Source organism: Paenibacillus sp. LRG-1, from assembly GCF_057220305.1.
The window spans coordinates 3,996,617-4,016,471 of the sequence record NZ_CM170126.1 but is presented as its reverse complement, the minus strand read 5'-3'; the positions used below and the strand labels follow the sequence as shown (position 1 = coordinate 4,016,471).

General features: G+C 45.7%; 16 protein-coding genes. All 16 read left to right on the top strand.

What is annotated here, in order from left to right; all coding sequences use genetic code 11:
• The first annotated feature begins 241 nt into the window (after positions 1-241).
• The 16 genes from ACUUJN_RS17685 (at position 242) to ACUUJN_RS17610 (ending at position 19,847) form a co-directional block, all read left to right on the top strand.
• Positions 242-892: an RsfA family transcriptional regulator gene (locus ACUUJN_RS17685; RefSeq protein WP_013311108.1), complete on the top strand. Its 651-nt coding sequence runs from the start codon at positions 242-244 to the stop codon at positions 890-892.
• A 126-nt stretch (positions 893-1,018) separates the two neighbouring features.
• The gene (locus tag ACUUJN_RS17680; protein ID WP_023989460.1) at positions 1,019-1,978 is read left to right on the top strand and encodes a ketopantoate reductase family protein; all 960 of its coding nucleotides are present in this window, start codon (positions 1,019-1,021) and stop codon (positions 1,976-1,978) included.
• A 4-nt stretch (positions 1,979-1,982) separates the two neighbouring features.
• Positions 1,983-2,372, top strand: coding sequence for a DUF3397 domain-containing protein (locus tag ACUUJN_RS17675; RefSeq protein WP_013311106.1), 390 nt, complete (start codon positions 1,983-1,985; stop codon positions 2,370-2,372).
• A gap of 153 nt (positions 2,373-2,525) precedes the next feature.
• On the top strand, positions 2,526-4,226 hold the full coding sequence (locus tag ACUUJN_RS17670) for a peptide ABC transporter substrate-binding protein (protein ID WP_023989459.1): 1,701 nt from the start codon (positions 2,526-2,528) through the stop codon (positions 4,224-4,226).
• Positions 4,227-4,423: 197 nt separating this feature from the next.
• A complete protein-coding gene (locus tag ACUUJN_RS17665) occupies positions 4,424-5,356 on the top strand; it encodes an ABC transporter permease (RefSeq protein WP_023989458.1) in 933 nt (310 codons plus the stop codon).
• Between the two features lie 4 nt (positions 5,357-5,360).
• Positions 5,361-6,311, top strand: a complete 951-nt coding sequence (locus ACUUJN_RS17660; protein WP_013311103.1) for an ABC transporter permease — start codon at positions 5,361-5,363, stop codon at positions 6,309-6,311.
• 11 nt (positions 6,312-6,322) lie between these two features.
• Positions 6,323-7,261, top strand: a complete 939-nt coding sequence (locus ACUUJN_RS17655; RefSeq protein WP_013311102.1) for an ABC transporter ATP-binding protein — start codon at positions 6,323-6,325, stop codon at positions 7,259-7,261.
• Positions 7,262-7,383: 122 nt separating this feature from the next.
• Positions 7,384-9,015: a bacillithiol biosynthesis cysteine-adding enzyme BshC gene (bshC, locus tag ACUUJN_RS17650; protein WP_484668755.1), complete on the top strand. Its 1,632-nt coding sequence runs from the start codon at positions 7,384-7,386 to the stop codon at positions 9,013-9,015.
• 64 nt (positions 9,016-9,079) lie between these two features.
• Positions 9,080-10,345 (top strand): adenosylhomocysteinase, encoded by a 1,266-nt coding sequence (locus tag ACUUJN_RS17645; RefSeq protein ID WP_013311100.1) that lies wholly within the window; start codon positions 9,080-9,082, stop codon positions 10,343-10,345.
• Between the two features lie 332 nt (positions 10,346-10,677).
• Positions 10,678-11,115 (top strand): division/cell wall cluster transcriptional repressor MraZ, encoded by a 438-nt coding sequence (mraZ, locus tag ACUUJN_RS17640; RefSeq protein WP_013311099.1) that lies wholly within the window; start codon positions 10,678-10,680, stop codon positions 11,113-11,115.
• Positions 11,116-11,132: 17 nt separating this feature from the next.
• The gene (rsmH, locus tag ACUUJN_RS17635; protein WP_023989455.1) at positions 11,133-12,083 is read left to right on the top strand and encodes a 16S rRNA (cytosine(1402)-N(4))-methyltransferase RsmH; all 951 of its coding nucleotides are present in this window, start codon (positions 11,133-11,135) and stop codon (positions 12,081-12,083) included.
• A gap of 24 nt (positions 12,084-12,107) precedes the next feature.
• A complete protein-coding gene (locus ACUUJN_RS17630; RefSeq protein ID WP_028540475.1) occupies positions 12,108-12,488 on the top strand; it encodes a hypothetical protein in 381 nt (126 codons plus the stop codon).
• A 60-nt stretch (positions 12,489-12,548) separates the two neighbouring features.
• Positions 12,549-14,903, top strand: a complete 2,355-nt coding sequence (locus tag ACUUJN_RS17625; protein ID WP_069080391.1) for a penicillin-binding transpeptidase domain-containing protein — start codon at positions 12,549-12,551, stop codon at positions 14,901-14,903.
• 81 nt (positions 14,904-14,984) lie between these two features.
• Positions 14,985-16,901: a stage V sporulation protein D gene (locus ACUUJN_RS17620; protein WP_043882263.1), complete on the top strand. Its 1,917-nt coding sequence runs from the start codon at positions 14,985-14,987 to the stop codon at positions 16,899-16,901.
• Between the two features lie 55 nt (positions 16,902-16,956).
• Complete coding sequence (locus ACUUJN_RS17615) at positions 16,957-18,444, top strand: UDP-N-acetylmuramoyl-L-alanyl-D-glutamate--2,6-diaminopimelate ligase (RefSeq protein ID WP_023989451.1); 1,488 nt, start codon at positions 16,957-16,959, stop codon at positions 18,442-18,444.
• Positions 18,444-19,847 (top strand): UDP-N-acetylmuramoyl-tripeptide--D-alanyl-D-alanine ligase, encoded by a 1,404-nt coding sequence (locus tag ACUUJN_RS17610; RefSeq protein ID WP_071558482.1) that lies wholly within the window; start codon positions 18,444-18,446, stop codon positions 19,845-19,847. The genes ACUUJN_RS17615 and ACUUJN_RS17610 overlap by 1 nt, the downstream gene beginning before the upstream one ends.
• Positions 19,848-19,855 lie beyond the last annotated feature (8 nt).

The following is a 19,855-nucleotide window of genomic DNA, read 5'->3' as shown; positions in this document are numbered from 1 at the left end:
TTCTGTTTCTTTAACCATTCATTTTATTGTACAGCAGTCTGAGCATGCTTGAAACCCGAAACTGTTTACGTTCACGTATGAGTTCTTGCAGAAATGGAAATACAATTTAGTATCAAATAGATTCTATGAACTCTACGAGAGGCATAGGAATGAATAAACAGCTTTTATACCCTATTCAAATACCGGCAAGATCGGTTCATGAAGACGGTTATTTCAGGATGTTGTTAGGAGGGCTAGAGGCATGACTGCAATAAGACAAGATGCATGGAGTGTGGAAGATGACTTGATATTGGCGGAGGTGACATTGCGGCATATCCGTGAAGGTGGAACGCAGCTCGCTGCGTTTGAGGAGGTTGGACAAAAAATAGGAAGAACCTCTGCAGCATGTGGCTTTCGTTGGAATAGCTGCGTGCGCAAACGTTACGATGAAGCGATTAGTATTGCCAAAGCACAGCGCCAGAAGCGCAGTTATATCCGTAAGCAGAACCCGGTGGGTGTATCACAGGTTGCGGCTTTTGCCTCGCTTGATACAGTCGAAGGTGGATACAGAACGGATGGTGCGAGTGAGGATACATTATCTATTGATGCAGTAATTCGCTTCTTGCGCCAATGGAAGGGATCCGTCCAGGAAACGAATCGGCAGATTAAGATGCTGGAGAAAGATTTACGGGAAAAGGAAGAAGAATTGAATCAGCTTCGCTCCATTAATGACCGGCTGTCCAAAGAAGTGAATGATGTACAAACCGACTATCGTGTTGTGAATGATGATTATAAAGCTCTGATTCAGATTATGGACCGAGCTCGGCGCTTGGCTTTAATCACTGAAGATGAGGAAGAGCTTAAATCCAGATTCAAAATGGACGCCAATGGGAATCTGGAGCGCATTGAGTAACAAGATTACTTCTGCAATATTGAAATAAAACGTCAACTAGCGCTTTGCCGTAGTTGGCGTTTTTTGTATTTCTTTAGAGGGCATATGATATAGTAGAAAAAAAGATGGAAGCGAGACGATACAAAGGTGATTGATATTATTGGAGCGGGTTCGCTGGGATTGTTGTTTGCCGGGAGGTTGTCTGCTTCGGGTACAAAAGTAAGGCTGTGGACGCGTACACTTGAGCAGGCACGCGTCATTGCTCGTGAAGGGATTACTGTGTTTGATAAGGAGGGACAGACGGCAGTACATGTTTCCGGGGATAAATTGAAGGTAGCGCCATTGGCAGATTGGCAACGGTTAAATTCACAGGCTCCAGCACGATGGATAATGCTTATGACCAAACAGGGGGCGATTGAGGAAGTATTAGAACAGATCCAGCCTGCAGCTCAAATGGATAGAGATACAGGAATTGTTTGCTTGCAGAATGGAATCGGCCATATAGAACGCATTAGACAGGCTTGGCCTGAAGCTGTGGTATACCCTGCTGTGACGACTGAAGGAGCCAAGAGGCAGGGAGTAGCATCTATTGTACATGCAGGATCGGGTGTTACTGAAATTGGTAGTTCGGAGGAAGGGGAGGAGGCGAAGAACAATAATTTTAATCAATGTGTGCTAAATCGGCTGCTTGCAGCAGGATTTGACGTTTGCTTGTCGAAAGAAATCGAGAACGGTATGTATCGCAAGTTGTTGATCAATGCTGTGATCAATCCGCTGACAGCGGTATGGCGAGTTCGTAATGGCGAGCTGCTTTCGGACCCTATTCGAATACATATGATGCGCAGGCTGTACGATGAAGGCATTCAAGTGTATGAAGCTCATGGTATCCACTGGGAAAACGCATGGTGGGAGCAAATTATGAATGTATGCCGGGCAACGGCAGAAAATCACTCGTCCATGCTAGCTGATGTACTTGCACAGTCCATGACGGAAGTTGCTTCAATTAACGGACAACTGGTGCAGATGGCAGATCGGGCTGGAGTTACTGCACCAACTCATGAGGTATTGTGGCAATTAATTGAAGGCATGCGGCTAAAAGAGGGGTGATCAGTTGAGTCTTATACAAGGTACTATTATCACTTTCAGTATTCTTCCCTTTTTTCCGTTTTTGATCGTGTTTGCGGTTTGTCGCTACATTCTTAAAATGGAAAAAAAGAAATCGTTACTTACTTCTATGGATATTACCACGTTTTTTCTGATATTTTCCGTCGCAGCACTCTTTAACGTCATTTTTACATCTCGATTCGGTTTTTATTTGATTCTACTGCTCCTATTACTGGCCTTGGGTTTAATTGGAGGAGCTCAAAATCGAATAAAAGGGAAGGTTGATGGTAAAAGATTATGTAGAGCGGTCTGGAGATTAACTTTTATAGCGATGACATTGGCGTATATTTTGTTGACTGTTGTTGGTATATTTAAGAATATATTCAACATCATGTGATATAAGATGACATGAAAAGGTGAAAAAATATGAATTAATCATGTTTTTTTGAAAAAAAAGCTCAATTTGAAGAAATGTAATGTAGATTTTTTTGACCGCTGGTTGTATAATCTATAAACATATACCACTTTAGAACTAGGGGGAAAACGCTAGATGAAAAGGAAAAGCTTTTTAGTCCTTTTGACACTCATTCTTGCAGTTGGTGCACTGCTCGCAGGTTGTGGCTCCAGCAAGAACGATAATGGTAAGGGCGCACAAGAAAACACCTCGACTACGCCGGCTCCGGCCGACAAGCAAATTTTGCGCATTAACCTTGCTTCCGAGCCGCCAACCTTCGATCCGGCACAAGCTCAGGATAGTCAAACTAACACGGTTCTGAAAACTTTGTATGAAGGTCTCGTACGTATGGGTCCTGACGGCAAAGAAATCCCTGGCGTAGCTGAATCTTGGAAAATTTCCGATGACGGCAAAACCTATACGTTCAAGCTTCGTGATACTGCAAAATGGAGTAATGGCGACCCAGTCAAAGCAAGCGATTTCGTATTTGCTTGGCAACGGGTATTGGATCCTTCCACGGCTCCTGCACCTCCGTATGCTTACCAATTGTACTATATCAAAAATGCTGAGGGTTACAACCTGAGCACTTCGAAATCTTTTAAAGGCACTAAAGTTACAGACTTTAAAGATGTAGGTGTTAAAGCTGTTGACGACCATACATTGCAAGTAGAGCTGGAGCACCCAACTCCTTACTTCTTGGGATTGACTTCTTTCTACACTTTTTACCCTGTAAATCCTTCCGTTAAAGGTAATGATAAGTGGGCTGTTAAGAAAGATAGCATGATCACTAACGGACCTTACACATTAACGACTTGGGACAGCGGTCAAAAGATCGAAGTAACCAAAAGTGAAAACTATTGGGGTAAAGATGATATCAAGCTGAATAAAATTACGATGTCCCTTGTAAATAGCGGTGCAACAGAGCTGGCTTCTTATAGAAGTGGACAACTCGATTACGCAGGTATGCCAAACGGTGAAATTCCTACCGACCAAATTCCGGCTGTGAAAAAAGAACTGCCTAACGAATTTAAGGCAAAAGGGATTGCAAGTACGTACTACTATCTGTTTAATGTAACTGAAAAACCATTTAACAATGTTAAAATCCGTAAAGCGTTTGCGATGGCTATTGAACGCCAACCAATCGTTGAAAGAGTAACATTGGGCGGTCAAATTCCTGCATACGGCTTTGTACCTCCAGGTATCAAAGGAGTATCTCAAGAATTCCGTACTGAGAATAAAGATGATTACTTCAAAGAAGACTTCACTGAAGCGAAAAAATTGCTTCAAGAAGGTATGAAGGAAGAAGGCGTAACTACACTTCCTCCGGTAACATTGCTGTATAACTCCAGCGAGAGTCACCAAAAGATTGCTTTGGCAGTTGCTGATATGTGGAAGAAAAACCTTGGTGTTGACATCAAAACTCAAAACCAAGAGTGGGGCGTATTTATCCAAACACGTAACAAGCTGAATTTCCAAATCGCTCGTGGTGGATGGTCTGCTGACTATAATGATCCAATGACATTCCTGGATATGTGGACAACAGGCAATGGCAACAACAATGCAGGTTATGCTAACCCAGCATATGATGCTTTGATTGAAGCAGCTAAGAAAGAAACTGATCCAGCAAAACGCATGGAAGATTTTGCGAAAGCGGAGAAAATTCTGGTTCAAGATGATATGGTAATGCTTCCGATCTACTACTACTCAAATGTTTCTTTAACGAAACCGAATGTAAAAGACATTGGGCTTGACTTTAGTGGAGCAGTTGATTTCACAAGAGCGTATATTACACAGTAACTGAAGCTCGATTCTGAAGTTTGATAGTTACTTCGGGATATATATGTGGATAGAACCATATATATCCCGTTTTTTTTGTGTGTCATGGTCTTTTCCATCATCATGTAACCATGCAAATAAGTAGATTGGACAGTCCAATTCTATTTCGATAAAATCGAATGGTGTCGAAAAAAATTTATGGGGGGTGTAAACGGGCAATGACGCGTTATTTGATCAGTAAATTTTTCTATATGCTGCTATCTTTGTTCATTCTGATCTCTGCGACGTTTTTTCTCATGAAAGCAATTCCGGGTAACCCCTTCATGAGTGAAAAAGCGACTTCTCCTGAGATTCAAGCCCGGTTAATGGAACAATATGGGCTGGATAAGCCTGTATATGTCCAATATTTTAAATACTTAGGTGATATTGCTTCAGGTGATTTTGGTATTTCTATGAAAAAGCTGAATCAAAGTGTAACTGACATTATCGGACAAACTTTTACGGTTTCCCTCAAACTAGGTTTTGTTGCCATAATCGTGTCGATAATTGTCGGTCTCTTGCTAGGTATGCTGGCAGCTTTGTATCACCGTAGGCTAATAGATAACGTTGCAATGGTATTAGCTATCATGGGGATTGCGGTTCCCAGCTTCGTTCTAGCATCGTTGATTCAATTTTTCTTCGCTCAACAGTTAGGTTGGTTTAATGTTATGGGCTTTGACGGTCCGATGGACTACGTTCTGCCTGTTGCAGCTTTATCTGCTTCCCCAATTGCGTTTATCGCTCGACTAACGCGTTCCAGCATGCTGGAAGTGCTTCATGCGGATTACATTAAGACTGCCAAAGCTAAAGGCTTGAAATCCATTACAATTATGTTCAAACACGTTGTACGTAATGCTATTTTGCCGGTTGTTACCTATGTGGGACCCATGACGGCCAATATTATTACGGGTTCAGTTGTTATTGAACGTATCTTCGGGATTGGCGGTATTGGTAAGGTATTCGTAGATAGTATTACAACCCGCGATTATACCATGATTATGGGAGTTACTATTTTTTACGGTATTTTGCTGATGGTGGCGCGTTTTATTACAGATATTGCATATGGATTTATTGATCCGCGGATTAAGCTTACTGGCGGGAAGGAGGGATAACTTTATGTCTGTTAAAGATAATGCTGTGAACTTGGATAAGCTTCAGGTAAAACCGGAAGATTTCCAGAAGGTCGGGGCGGATGAAAAGCAGTCTGAAGTTATTCAGCGCGAAAGCTTGTCCGCTTGGCGAGATGCTTGGGAACGACTTCGTAAAAATAAACTGGCAATGACGAGCTTGAGTGTGTTGGTTCTCATTGTGCTTGCTTCAATTGTTGGGCCGATGCTGTCCCCATACGATGATCGCACCAATGATTTGTTGAGCACCAATCTTCCTCCTTCGGCGGAACATTGGTTCGGAACAGATGATCTGGGACGTGATATGTTTGTACGTACTTGGATGGGCGCTCGGATTTCCTTGATTATTGGTTTGGCTGCTGCAATGATTGACTTGATGATTGGAGTTATTTATGGTGGAATTATGGGTTACTTTGGTGGCCGCGTTGATGAAATCATGAATAAATTTTCTGAAATCTTGTACTCCATTCCTTACTTGCTTGTTACGATCCTGTTGCTGGTTGTACTGGAGCCAAGTATCACTACAATTATTATTGCGCTCTGTGTAACGGGGTGGATTAACATGTCGTGGATTGTACGTGGTGAGATGTTACAACTTAAAAACCGAGAATTCGTACTTGCTTCCCGTTCAATGGGTGCTGGTGCAGGTCGTTTGCTGTTCCGTCACTTGTTGCCTAATGCGGTAGGACCAATCATTGTCACACTGACTTTGACAGTTCCAAGTGCTATTTTCTCTGAGGCATTCCTGAGCTTCCTTGGATTAGGGGTACAGGCTCCTCAGGCGTCGCTGGGTTCAATGATTGAATCGGCTCTGACCGGGTGGATGTATTACCCGTGGCGGATGCTTTTCCCAGCAGGTTTGATCAGTTTGATTATGCTTGCGTTCAACCTTTTTGGCGACGGCTTGCGTGATGCGCTTGATCCGAAGTTGAAGAAATAGGAGGTGAGATCATGGTGAGTAGCAACAATTTAATTGAGGTTGAAGGTCTTAAAAAGTATTTTAATGTTGGCAAAAACCGTGTGCTCAAAGCGGTGGACAACCTGAATTTCTATATTCGCGAGGGTGAAACGCTGGGTATGGTTGGCGAATCCGGCTGTGGTAAGTCTACAGCGGGTCGTACGATTTTGCGCTTGTATGAACCTACAGCAGGTAGCGTGCGTTTTAACGGTACGGATATTTACAAATTATCACCAAGTAAAATGAAAGCAATGCGCCGTGATATGCAGATGATCTTTCAAGATCCGTATGCATCATTGAACCCGCGTTTTACCGTTTCTGATATTATTGGTGAGGCACTGGATATTCACAATATGGCGGGTAGCCGTGCAGAACGTAAGAAACGGATTGAAGAGTTACTTGATCTGGTTGGTTTGAACCCTGACCATGCAACACGCTATCCGCATGAGTTTTCTGGTGGTCAACGTCAACGGATCGGCATTGCACGCGCACTAGCGGTTAATCCTAAATTCATCATTTGTGATGAGCCGATTTCAGCTCTTGACGTATCTATTCAGGCTCAGGTTGTCAACCTGTTAAAAGAGCTTCAAGAACGTTTGGGTCTGACATACCTGTTCATTGCGCATGATCTGTCGATGGTCAAGCACATCAGTGATCGGGTAGCTGTAATGTATATGGGTAGAATGGTCGAGCTTGCAGAAAGTGCTGAATTGTATGCAAATCCGATCCATCCTTATACGAAAATGCTTTTGTCGGCGATCCCACTTCCTGATCCAGAAGTAGAAGCCAACAAAAAACGGATTATTATGCCAGGCGACCAAGCAGGCCCGATTCATGATGCATCTGGCAGCAAGACAGGGGCTTATAACCTGGAAAATGCCACGCTCATCGAAGTGTCTAAAGGACATTTTGTAGCTGAGCCTTACGCCTGATCTTGTTTTATGCACCAACCGCCGAGTTATTCGGCGGTTTTTTTTGTAGGAAGCTTTGACGTGGACATGGGCTTTCGGTACAATCAAGCAGTAAGGTTTTAGTGGAGACAGGAGGCAGACCCATGAAGATAATTCCGGAAACGCTTCGCGGAGGGTCGGCTTTGGCAGAAGATTATATACAGGGTACAGGACGCGCAAGCGACTTGTATGAATATAATGTGCTGCACGCTGATGCTTATGCCCAACGGGCGAAGTGGCTGGATAAGACGGGGCATCTGCGATTAAACCGTAAGGATATCGTAGCATGTCTTCGTATATACAATGAGAAATACAATTCGTATGAGGCGGTTCGTGCTTCATTGGACCGTCTGGAAAGTCCAGATGCCTTAGTAGTAGCTGGCGGGCAGCAAAGCGGATTGTTCACAGGTCCGATGCTGGTCATTTACAAAGCTGCTACCCTAATTAAGGCGGCGAGAGAAGCTGAGGAACGGCTTGGACGTCCGGTTATTCCCGTCTTCTGGATTGCTGGCGAAGATCATGACTGGGACGAGGTCAATCATACATACGTAATGGCAAATGACCCACAAGCCGTCAAAATTAAGCTGAATAAGCAACCTGAACGCCGTTCTTCGGTTAGTGCCATTAAAGTTGAGGCTGTTGAGTGGAAGCAAGCGATAGCGGATATAGAGCAAAGCTTGCCAGATTCAGAACATAAGGCTGATATAATGCGCATGATTGAGAACGGGCTAACGGATTCATATGGACTGAGTGAAGCCTTTGCCAAGTTGCTGGGCCTTTTGTTCGGCACCTATGGATTAGTACTCTTGGATTCAGCAGATCCTTCGCTACGCAAGCTGGAAGCATCCGTTTTTAAGCGGCTGGTTCAGCACAATGATGAGTTGGAGCAGGCTTACCGGACGACTGCTGCGCGGATCGTAGATTATGGATATCATTTACAAGCCGATGTGCATGAAGGTGGCGCGAATCTCTTTTATATCCATGAAGATGAACGCTTGCTGCTTTTCAAAAAAGCTGGACTATTCACGGACCGACACGGTCTGGTGGTGTTTACTGTGGATGAACTGCTTGAAGAGATAGATAGACATCCCGAACGTTTTAGTAACAATGTGCTAACTCGTCCTCTAATGCAGGATTCACTGTTTCCGGTGCTGGCATCTGTGCTGGGTCTAGGAGAGATTGCTTACTGGGCGATTACACGGGATGCTTTCGGGGTGTTGGAGATGCAGATGCCGATACTGCTGCCACGAATGTCTTTTACGTTGGTAGAGCCAGGCGTGGAGAAGCATATGCTTAAGTATGAATTGAGTTTTGGTCAAGTTAGAGACGGACTTGAGGAACGGAAAAAGAAATGGATCGCCACTCAAGATCAGCTTGGAATGCAGGATCAGTTTTCCGGGGCTAAGGAAGCTTTTGTCCGCATGTACGAACCGCTTGTGCAGCAGACAGGTTTGATTGAAAAAGGTTTGCTACCGCTCGGAGAAACCAACCGCGATAAGATTCTGGCACAGATCGCCTATCTGGAGGCAAAAGTTCAGGAAGCGTTGCTTCGGCAAAATGAAACAGCACTTCGCCAGTGGGATCGTATTGAGTGGTCGATTTTTCCATTTGGACAGCCGCAGGAGCGGGCGTATACGATCTATCATTTTCTGAACCGTCATGGTCTCAGCCTGATTGATATGATTATGAGTGTACCATTGGATCTGTTGGGTACGCATCGTGTTATTTATGTATGATTTATTATTTTATATAGGATTTATCATGGAGCAAATTTAACCAATATGAAGGAGGAAACAAAGTATGACTTCCCATTCTCTGCAAAATAGCATAGTTCACGATCTTAAATTGGCCCCAGAAGGTCATTTGAAAATTGATTGGGTAGAAGCCCATATGCCAGTATTGAACCGTATACGTCAACAATTCGAGCAAGAGCAACCTTTTGCTGGTCTGAAGGTAACCATCTGTCTACATCTGGAGGCCAAAACGGCTTATCTGGCTAAAGTGGTACAAGCAGGTGGAGCGCAGGTAACTATTACGGGTAGTAATCCATTGTCCACACAAGATGATGTTTGCGCCGCATTAGTTGAAGATGGCGTTACAGTATTAGCTAAATACAATCCGGACCCGGAAGAATTCAAAAATTTGCAAATCAAGGCACTGGAAACAAAGCCGGATCTCATTATAGATGATGGTGGTGACTTGGTTACTCTGTTGCAATCCGAACGGCCTGATCTGATTTCTACGATCCGTGGGGGAGCAGAGGAGACAACTACTGGCATTATTCGTTTGAAGGCTTTGGAAAAAGAAGGGCAACTTCACTTTCCGATGGTGGCTGTTAATGATGCTTACTGCAAATATTTGTTTGATAACCGCTATGGTACAGGACAGTCAGCTTTCGACGGCATTATTCGTACGACTAATCTGGTTGTAGCCGGAAGTACAGTGGTTGTGGTAGGTTATGGCTGGTGTGGCAAAGGGGTTGCAATGCGTGCGAAAGGGCTGGGAGCCAACGTTGTTGTAACCGAAGTTGATCCAATCAAGGCAGTAGAAGCCCATATGGATGGGTTCCATGTGTTGCCGATGGTAGAAGCTGCCAAACTGGGCGACTTCTTTATTACAGTAACTGGAAACAAGGCTGTAATTACAGGAGAACACTTTGATGTAATGAAGGATGGAGCTGTGCTGTGTAACGCAGGGCATTTTGATGTGGAGGTTAGTAAGCCTGAGCTTGCTAAACGTTCCGAATCCATTCGTACGGTGCGTCGCAATATCGAGGAATATCGCTTTAAAGATGGACGTAAAATGTATTTGCTGGCAGAAGGACGCCTCGTGAATCTGGCTGCTGCTGATGGTCATCCTGCGGAAATTATGGATACGACATTCGCGCTTCAGGCGCTTGGCTTGAAATATGTGAATGATCGTTACAATGAGCTAGGCAAAGCTGTTATTAATGTACCTTATGAAATTGATGAGCAGGTAGCTCGATTCAAGCTTGATAGTCTGGGAATCCAAATTGACACGTTAACTGAAGACCAAAAGATCTATTTGGACAGCTGGAACGCGTAATCGGATTATTTCATCACGATTTTCGCTGCAAAAGTGTTGCTTTTTTAATGCAAGTCTTTGTTTAGGTTGGCATAATGGACAGAGAGTAAGCCCTTTATTCCGTGTTGTTTCGAAACCTGATGCATATTGTCGGGGGCCGGCTTCATGGGGTAAGGGGCTTTTTTGCATCTTGTGACGCAGGGCTACAATAACAGACATAAGGGTATGGATCCGGCTTCTATCACTTTTTGGTAATGAAAAAGAGGTCTTTGATTTTTTAAAGCGAATCTATTATGCTTAGGTGGTGGAAAGTGGGCCAAAGTGGGAGAATGGGGTAAGGGGTGACGAAACCAATGTTTATGGGGGAGTTCCAACATAGCATTGATGAGAAGGGTCGGCTTACTGTACCGGCCAAGTTTCGTGAACTTCTCGGTGCCTCGTTCGTGGTTACCCGCGGGCTGGACCAATGCCTCTTCGTGTATCCCATGGATGAGTGGGCTGTCATGGAGAAAAAACTTAAAGCACTGCCTCTGATGAAGGCCGATGCGCGGGCGTTTACCCGTTTTTTTTTCTCGGGGGCGACTGAATGCGAATTGGACAAACAGGGCAGGGTAAATTTACCGGGGAATTTGTGCGAATACGCCAAGCTTACTAAAGAGTGCGTCGTATTGGGAGTGTCCACCCGTGTAGAGATTTGGAGCAAGCATACTTGGGAGCAATATTTCAACCAATCAGAAGAAGCATTTAACGACATTGCTGAGAAATTGGTTGATTTCAACTTTGAATTGTAATTTAGGAGGTCAGCCGTTTGTTTCACCACATTACCGTACTCAAAGAAGAAGCAACACAGGCACTAAACATCAGGCAGGACGGGATTTATGTGGACTGCACGTTGGGAGGGGCAGGACACAGTTCCGTCATTGCATCACAGCTTGGCCCTGAGGGAAGGCTCATTGCCTTTGATCAGGACGACTGGGCATTGAACAATGCGCGTGAGAAGCTGTCAGCCTATGAAGGAAAGATTTCCTTAGTGAAATCCAACTTCCGCCACTTGCAGGACAAGCTGACCGAGCTGGGATTGCCCGAAAAAGACGGCGTCCCGCAAGTCCAGGGTATTTTGTTCGATCTGGGTGTATCCTCGCCCCAGTTCGATGAGGGGGAACGGGGATTTAGCTACAATCATGATGCACCGCTTGATATGCGGATGGATCAGAGTAGCTCGCTTACGGCTTACGAAATTGTCAATGAATGGTCGGAAGCAGAGATTGCGCGTATTTTGTTTCATTACGGAGAAGAGAAGTTTTCACGGCGGATCGCAAAGATCATGATTGAACGTCGATTGAACAAGCCTATTCACACAACAGGGGAACTTGTCGATATTATCAAAGAAGGAATTCCGGCTGCGGCACGCAGAACCGGGGGACATCCGGCTAAACGCAGTTTCCAGGCTTTGCGGATTGCTGTGAATGATGAGTTGGGTGCACTGGAAGATACTTTGCATCAGGCAATAAGATGTCTGGCTCCAGGAGGCAGAATTTCGGTCATTACATTCCATTCTCTGGAGGATCGGATATGCAAGCATATTTTCAAGGAGTATTTGGCGAAAAGTATCTATCCATCTGATTTGCCTATTTTGGAGGACAAAATGATAGGCGATCTGAAGCTGGTGAACCGTAAGCCGATTGTGGCGTCAGAGCAGGAATTGGAGCTTAATCCACGGTCCCGGTCAGCGAAGCTGAGAGTTGCCGAAAAATTGTAAATTTAATGGAGAAGGAGAGGCGACATGGCTTATACACGCGGTAATTTGGCTGTAAAAGAAAGAGCCCGTCAGGAACAGGTTCAGCAACAACGGTATCGTGAGACCACCAAAGTCGTTACACGCCGCAGAGAGCTGCCGATTCGAGAAAAGCTGCTGTATCTATTGACACTTGTAGCGTGCATTGTCATTGCTGGTATGTTGATTAGCAGGTACGCTCACATTTATCAAATCAATTATTCGATTAATACGGCAAGCAAGGACATTTCCAAATTACAGACCAATATCGCCCAACTGAAGATTCAAAAGGAGCGTCTGGAAAATCAGATCGTGCCGACTGCAAAGGAACAGGGATATATCGAACCAACAAGAGAGCCCATTCGTGTGGAAAAGCAGGCTGCCAAATAGTTAAGGGCATAGCATCAAGCTATGCTCTGACGTACATTTTTTTGCAGAGAGGTTTGAGCTATGGTCAAAAGAATAAAGCTTCGCACACTGCTAATAGGGGGATGTATTACCCTCTTTTTTCTTGTTCTGCTACTTAAGGTATTTTGGATTCAAGTTGTGAGTGGGGAGTACTGGCATAACCTGGTAGTTAATCAAGTAGAAAGAGATCAGGTGATTCAACCCAAGCGTGGAACCATTACGGACCGTAAAGGAAACGTATTGGCTACGGATGCACCGGCTTATACGGTAGTTGTCAATCCTAGCATCATTCAGGAGTATGATTTGGAGAATGAGGTTGTAGCTAAGCTGCACCAGTTACTCAAAACGCCTGAGGATGAGCTGAGAGGACATCTTTCTGCAAAGGATAAAAAGGGGAACTACTTAAAAAATCGCGAGATTCGTAATGGGGGCTGGAAGGTAGATCCTGAGGTCAAGGCACAAGTGGATACGTTCAAAGAGTATTTGAAGGATAAGTATGAAGTAATTGGAGCTGTGGACACCGTTCAAGAATCCAAACGCTATTATCCGGAAAATAAGCTGGCTTCCCATGTTCTTGGCTATCAAAGAAAAGATGGCACAGCAGGTATGGGGTTGGAAGCTTATTATAATAAAGAGCTCTCGGGGACGGCTGGAAAGCTTCTGTATCAGCGGGATCGGAAGGGAGTTCCTCTTCAAGGATCGGAAAGTGTCTATGAGCCGGCACAAAATGGTAAAAATTTAAAGCTGACGATTGACGATACGATTCAGTATTATATAGAGGATGCCATGCAGGAAGCTATTGCAAAATACAACCCGAAAACGATGACTGTAGTAGCTGCTGATCCCCAAACGATGGATGTTCTCGGTATGGCGACTTACCCGAATTTTAATCCCAATACATATGGGAGTACACCCTTGGAATATTTCCGTAATAATGCTACTCAATCTATCTACGAGCCTGGCTCCACGTTTAAGATTGTCACCTTGGCAGCTGCGGTTCAAGAAAAGGTGTTCAATCCAAATGAATCCTACCAATCTGGTATGATTCGGGTCGGAGGCTGGGATATTCGTGACGTAAGCCGTAACTGGGGAACGTTAACCTATCTTCAGGGGGTCAAGCGTTCAAGTAACGTCGGTTTCGTCCATCTGGGATTGGATAAGTTGGGTGGCGAAAGGCTGAAGAAATATATTAATAACTTTGGATTCGGCGTGAAAACAGGCATTGATCTTCCGAGTGAGTCTACCGGAGCTATTACTTTCCATACCCAGTACAAATCCGAGGTGGCAACGGCTTCGTATGGACACGGACGTGTTCAGGTAACGCCAATCCAGCAGGTAGCTGCAATTTCGGCAATTGCTAACGGGGGGAAGCTGATGCAACCTCATCTGGTGAAAGAAATCATGAACCCAGATACAGGCGAAGTTCAGACGATTCAACCGAAGGAAGTCCGCCAAGTGATTACTCGGGAATCGGCAGTCCAGACAAGCAGCTATCTGGAGCAGGTCGTATCTGACCAAGAAATTGGTACGGGACGCCTTGCTTATATTGACGGATATCGTGTAGCTGGTAAAACAGGTACAGCGACGAAGGTCGTCGGAAAAGTATATGACCATTCGAAGGATGTCGTGTCCTTTATAGGTTTTGCACCAGTAAATGATCCGAAAATAGCTGTTTTGGTTGTTATGGATGAACCTAACAAATCAGTAGGCGGCGGTACAGCAGCAGCGCCTGTATTTAAAAAAATCGTATCCCAATCGTTGCAATATATGGGGGTTCCAAAAACGGGAACTAAAACGAATAAATCAGGTGGCGCTGTTGTAAAAACAGTGAATTTGCCAACGGTACCAACATTAACTGGTCAGGTGAAGAAAGATGCGCAAAATGCATTGCTCAAACAGGGAATTGCCTATGAAACGGTAGGCAAAGGCTCCAAAATTGTTCGCCAATATCCTGAAGCAGGCGTCAAAATGAAACCCGGACAACGCATTTACTTGCTGACTGAGGATAGTGCCAACATGACTATTCCTGATTTTACAGGTGTTTCGTTGCGTGACACACTTCAAGTTCTGACCCTTATGAAGGTTGGTGTGCAGGTAAGCGGCGAAGGTTATGTTGTCTCTCAAAAGGCGCAAATGGTAAATGGAAAGCGGATCGTCAGCGTGACGCTTCAGCCGGCCAAAGAAACGGTGACCGGAGTGAAACCGGAGGAAACACAGGACTCGACCAATGGAGTTGCAGCTAACCAGACCGGCAGCGCAACAAAAACGGAGGCCGATACTAAAACCGAATCCAGTACTACTGCTGATGCTGGAACAGACGCGGGAGCTCCTAAGGGAGGAATATCTGCTGTTGCAGATGAGAAAAGTGCTGCTGCGATTAAAGGCGAGGATAACTGATAGCTTGTTCTAATGTCCGTTCTTTTGAATATTCATGAGGTAAGACATGTCATGAGTATTTGAGGAACGGAGGGAGCGCGTTTGAAAAAATCTAACGTGACCATGCGGCGGAGGCTGGTATGGGGGCTAATGGGATTATTTGTACTGTTTGCGGCCTTGTCGATCCGGCTCGCCTATGTTCAATTGGGTAAAGGAGGCGAGCTCTCGGCCAAGGCTGAGGATTCGTGGCGCCGCAATATTCCATTTGCCGCCAAGCGCGGCGAAATTTTGGATCGGCAGGGTACGGCGCTGACCTACAATGTCAGTTCGCCGACAGTCATGGCGATACCAGTGCAAATTAAGAAGCCGGAAGAAACGGCACGCAGGCTGGCGCCCTTGCTGGATATGAGTGAGGATAAAGTGCTCAAGCTGATTACCAAACGAACAGCAAGCCAAAAACTTCAGCCCGGCGGACGAAAAATTACGATGGAGAAAGCGCAGCAAATTCGTGATTTGAAGCTGCCGGGTATCGTTGTTGCTGAAGACAACAAACGTTATTATCCTTATGGTGATCTAGCGGCTCATATTCTTGGGTTTACAGGAATTGATAATCAAGGGCTGACAGGCGTAGAGAAGCAGCAAAACAGTAAGCTTCGGGGAATCGACGGAAGCATTGCGTATTTATCAGATGCAGGTGGTCGTCTGATGCCTGGTTCTTCTGAAAAATACATTGAACCGAAGGATGGACTGAATTTACAATTAACCATTGATAAGTCTGTGCAGTCCATTATGGAACGGGAGCTTGACCAAGCCATGGTCAAATTTCAGGCGAAGTCCGCGTTGTCTATTGCTATGAACCCCAAGACGGGTGAAATATTAGGCATGGCTGGACGACCAAGCTATGAGCCAGCACTATACAAGCAGTATGCGCCTGAAATCTATAATCGAAATCTGCCTATCTGGATGACATATGAACCTGGGTCTACTTTCAAAATTATTACACTGGCGGCTGCCTTGGAAGAAAAGAAGGTCAATCTCAAAAATGACCGTTTTTTTGATCCGGGATATATTGAAGTCGGTGGAGCACGCCTGCGTTGCTGGAAGAAAGGCGGACATGGAAGCCAAACGTTCCTTCAAGTGGTGGAGAATTCTTGCAACCCCGGTTTTGTAACATTGGGGCAGCGGTTAGGTAAAGAAACACTTTTCAAGTACATTCGGAATTTCGGCTTCGGCAGCAAAACGGGAATCGACATGATTGGTGAGGGCAACGGCATTTTGTTCAAGTTACCTCAGGTCGGTCCTGTAGAACTGGCGACAACCGCTTTTGGTCAAGGGGTGTCTGTCACTCCGATCCAGCAGGTAACGGCAGTATCGGCGGCAATCAATGGCGGTAATCTTTATAAGCCTCACATTACAAAAGGTTGGGTTCAGCCGGGAACCGGAAAAGTGCTGGAAAAAGTAGAACCAGAACTAGTACGTAGGGTCATTTCAGAGGAGACCTCCCGACAGGTAAGAGAAGCGCTGGAGAGCGTCGTTGCTAAAGGTACAGGTCGTCCTGCTTTCATTGAAGGCTACCGGGTAGGAGGTAAAACGGGGACGGCACAAAAGGTGATTAACGGACGTTATTCTTCCTCGGAGCATATTGTATCCTTTATTGGTTTTGCCCCGGCGGATGATCCGCAAATCGTCGTCTATACCGCTGTCGATAACCCGAAGGGCATTCAATTCGGCGGGGTGGTTGCTGCGCCAATCGTGCAAAATATTTTAAAGGACGCGCTGATTGCCTTGAAAATACCGCCTCGCACCAATCAAATTGCCAAAGAGTACAAGTATGGAGAAAATCCGATCGAAACGGTACCTGATCTAGTAGGTGCCACTGCAGCTGATTTGTACGAAGATATGAATATGAACTTTATGCTCGTGAAATCTGGGTCAGGCAAGACGGTCGTGAGTCAGGCGCCGAAGCCGGGCTCCAGATTGGAGCGGGGATCAACGATCCGTATTTACATGGGGGATTGATAGGTTCATTTTATACCATACTATGAATAACGAGAGAGCAATGGAGGAATGAAAGATGCAGCTTCAACAATTGGCTTCACTGCTGGCCGTCTCCCGTGTGGTGGGTGACGGTACAGTGGATTGCCGAGGAATCGGGGCGGATTCACGTCGAGTGCAACAGAGGGATTTATTTCTGTGTTTGCCAGGTTTTACAGTGGACGGACATGACTATGCTGAGCAGGCAATTGCGTCTGGGGCGGCAGCTTTGGTCGTTGAACGTGAACTGGATGTACCTGTTCCGCAGCTTGTAGTTAAGGATGCACGACATGCCATGGCTGTTTTGGCAGATTATATGTTTGATTCACCGAGCCGACGCATGCGCATGATCGGAATAACCGGAACCAACGGCAAAACAACGATAACTTATCTGATTGAGAAGATCATGAAGGATGCGGGGGTGAACACCGGACTGATTGGTACGATTCAAATGCGTTACGGTGGTCAGTCTTACCCAATGTCTGGCACTACGCCCGAAGCGGTGGAACTGCAACGTTATCTCGGAAATATGGCAGAGCAGGGGGTTCAATGCTGTGTCATGGAAGTATCCTCACATGCGTTGGAGCAGGGCCGCGTCAAAGGAACTGATTTTCGCACCGCTATATTTACAAACCTGACGCAGGACCACCTGGACTACCACAACACAATGGAGGAGTACCGTGCTGCAAAAGGACTTTTATTCTCTAGGTTGGGAAATGCTTTCTCGCGGGATGCATCAGATAGCAAATATGCTGTTCTGAATGCAGACGATCCGGCTTCTTCCTATTTGCAGGCTCAAACTGCGGCCCAAGTGATTACATACGGCGTGGAAAAGGAGTCTGATGTGCAGGCATCTCGTATCACTATAGGTTCCAAGGGAACCTCCTTTCATGTGTCTACTTTTAAAGGAGATACCGATATTGAGCTTCGAATGGTAGGCAAGTTCAATGTGTACAACGCACTGGCGGCCATTACCGCTGCTTTGCTGGAAGGAATCTCGCTGGTGGATATCAAGCGCAGTCTAGAGTCTATTGCAGGCGTAGATGGGCGGGTAGAGCCTGTAGATGCGGGTCAGCCCTTTGCTGTTATTGTAGATTATGCCCATACACCGGACGGATTGGAAAATGTCCTTCGCACCGTAAAGGAATTTGCGGTCGGTAAAGTATGGTGTGTATTTGGATGCGGCGGCGACCGAGATCGTACGAAACGCCCATTGATGGGGAAAATTGCTGCGCGTTACAGCGATCACTCGTTTATTACTTCCGACAATCCGCGAACAGAGGACCCGAAAGTGATTTTGAAAGACATCGAACAAGGGTTGATCGACGAAGGTGTACCCGCAGAACGATACGAATTGATCGTGGATCGCAGAACTGCAATTCATAAAGCTGTTGAAATGGCAAGCCCTGACGATGTAGTATTGATTGCGGGAAAAGGTCATGAGACTTACCAGTTGATCGGAAAAACGGTGCATGAATTCGATGACCGCATCGTAGCCAAAGAAGCGATAAGGGGTTTATCCAAGTGATGAAAAGAACAATCGGTCAGATTGCATCTATGTGTGGAGGAATACTTCACGGAGAAGCGGACACCGAACAGATGGTCGAAGGCGTTTTTACAGATTCTCGCAGGCCGCAGAGCCAAGGGTTGTTTGTTCCACTCGTGGGCGAACGGTTTGATGGGCATAATTATGTGCAGCAGATCGTAAGCGAGGCAGGTGCAGCTGCATTTTTATGGCAAAAGGATCATGGAGCACCTCCGGCTGAGAACGCTATTGAGGTAGAGGATACGCTAGAAGCCCTTCAGCATCTAGCAGCTGCATACTTACGCGAAACCGGCGTTTCTGTCGTTGGGATCACGGGAAGCAACGGCAAGACGACAACGAAAGACATCGTAAACGCTCTGCTGGGCACGACTTTTAAAGTACACAAAACCGAAGGGAATTATAACAATCATATCGGTTTGCCTTTAACGGTACTGTCCATGCCGCAGGATACAGATATTCTCATTCTGGAGATGGGCATGAGTGGACGTGGAGAGATTCGTCTGCTGGCTAATATTGCCCAACCAGATGTAGCTATCATAACGAACATAGGCGAATCGCACTTGCTGCAGCTTGGTTCTCGTGCGGAAATCGCTCGTGCAAAGTTGGAGATCACAAGTGGCCTTAAGGCTGGTGGTTTGCTGATCTACAACGGAGATGAACCACTGCTTTCACAAGTGTTGGCGGAGTCTGAAACGGTCAAGCCTGAAGGTTTAAAATTGTTTACGTTCGGGCTAGTTGCAGGTAACGATGACTATCCAACTGAAATCACTTCCGATGGAGAAGGCAGCTTATTTATAACAGCCCAATATGGCAAAGAGGCTTTTCGGCTTCCCTTGCTTGGACAGCACAATGTTGTAAATGGTTTGGCAGCACTGGCGGTAGCGCGTCATTTCAATGTCGATGCAGACCATATACGTAAAGGGTTGTCGTCTTTAAAGCTGACGGGCATGCGCATTGAGGTCGTGAACTGTCCTAATGGACTTACCGTGCTAAACGACGCTTATAATGCCAGTCCGGCTTCAATGAAGGCAGCAATTCAGACGTTGTCTGCGTATAAAACGGACGGACGTAAAATCGCCGTGCTTGGTGACATGCTGGAGCTGGGACCTGAGGAAAAGCAATTCCATGAGGAAATTGGAATTTTCGCGGCAAAGCATGACGTAGAAGTACTGTTTACCTACGGTGCGTTAGGCACTTCGATTGCGCAGGGTGCGCAAGGGTTGATGCCAACTGCTAACGTGCACGCTTATACAGATAAGCAAGAGCTGATCCAGTATTTGCTGGTTCATCTACACGCCAATGATATTGTGCTGGTTAAGGCATCCAGAGGGATGCGACTAGAAGAAATTGTGGATGCGCTGAAAAACGGTCCGCTACAGAACTGATGTTGACG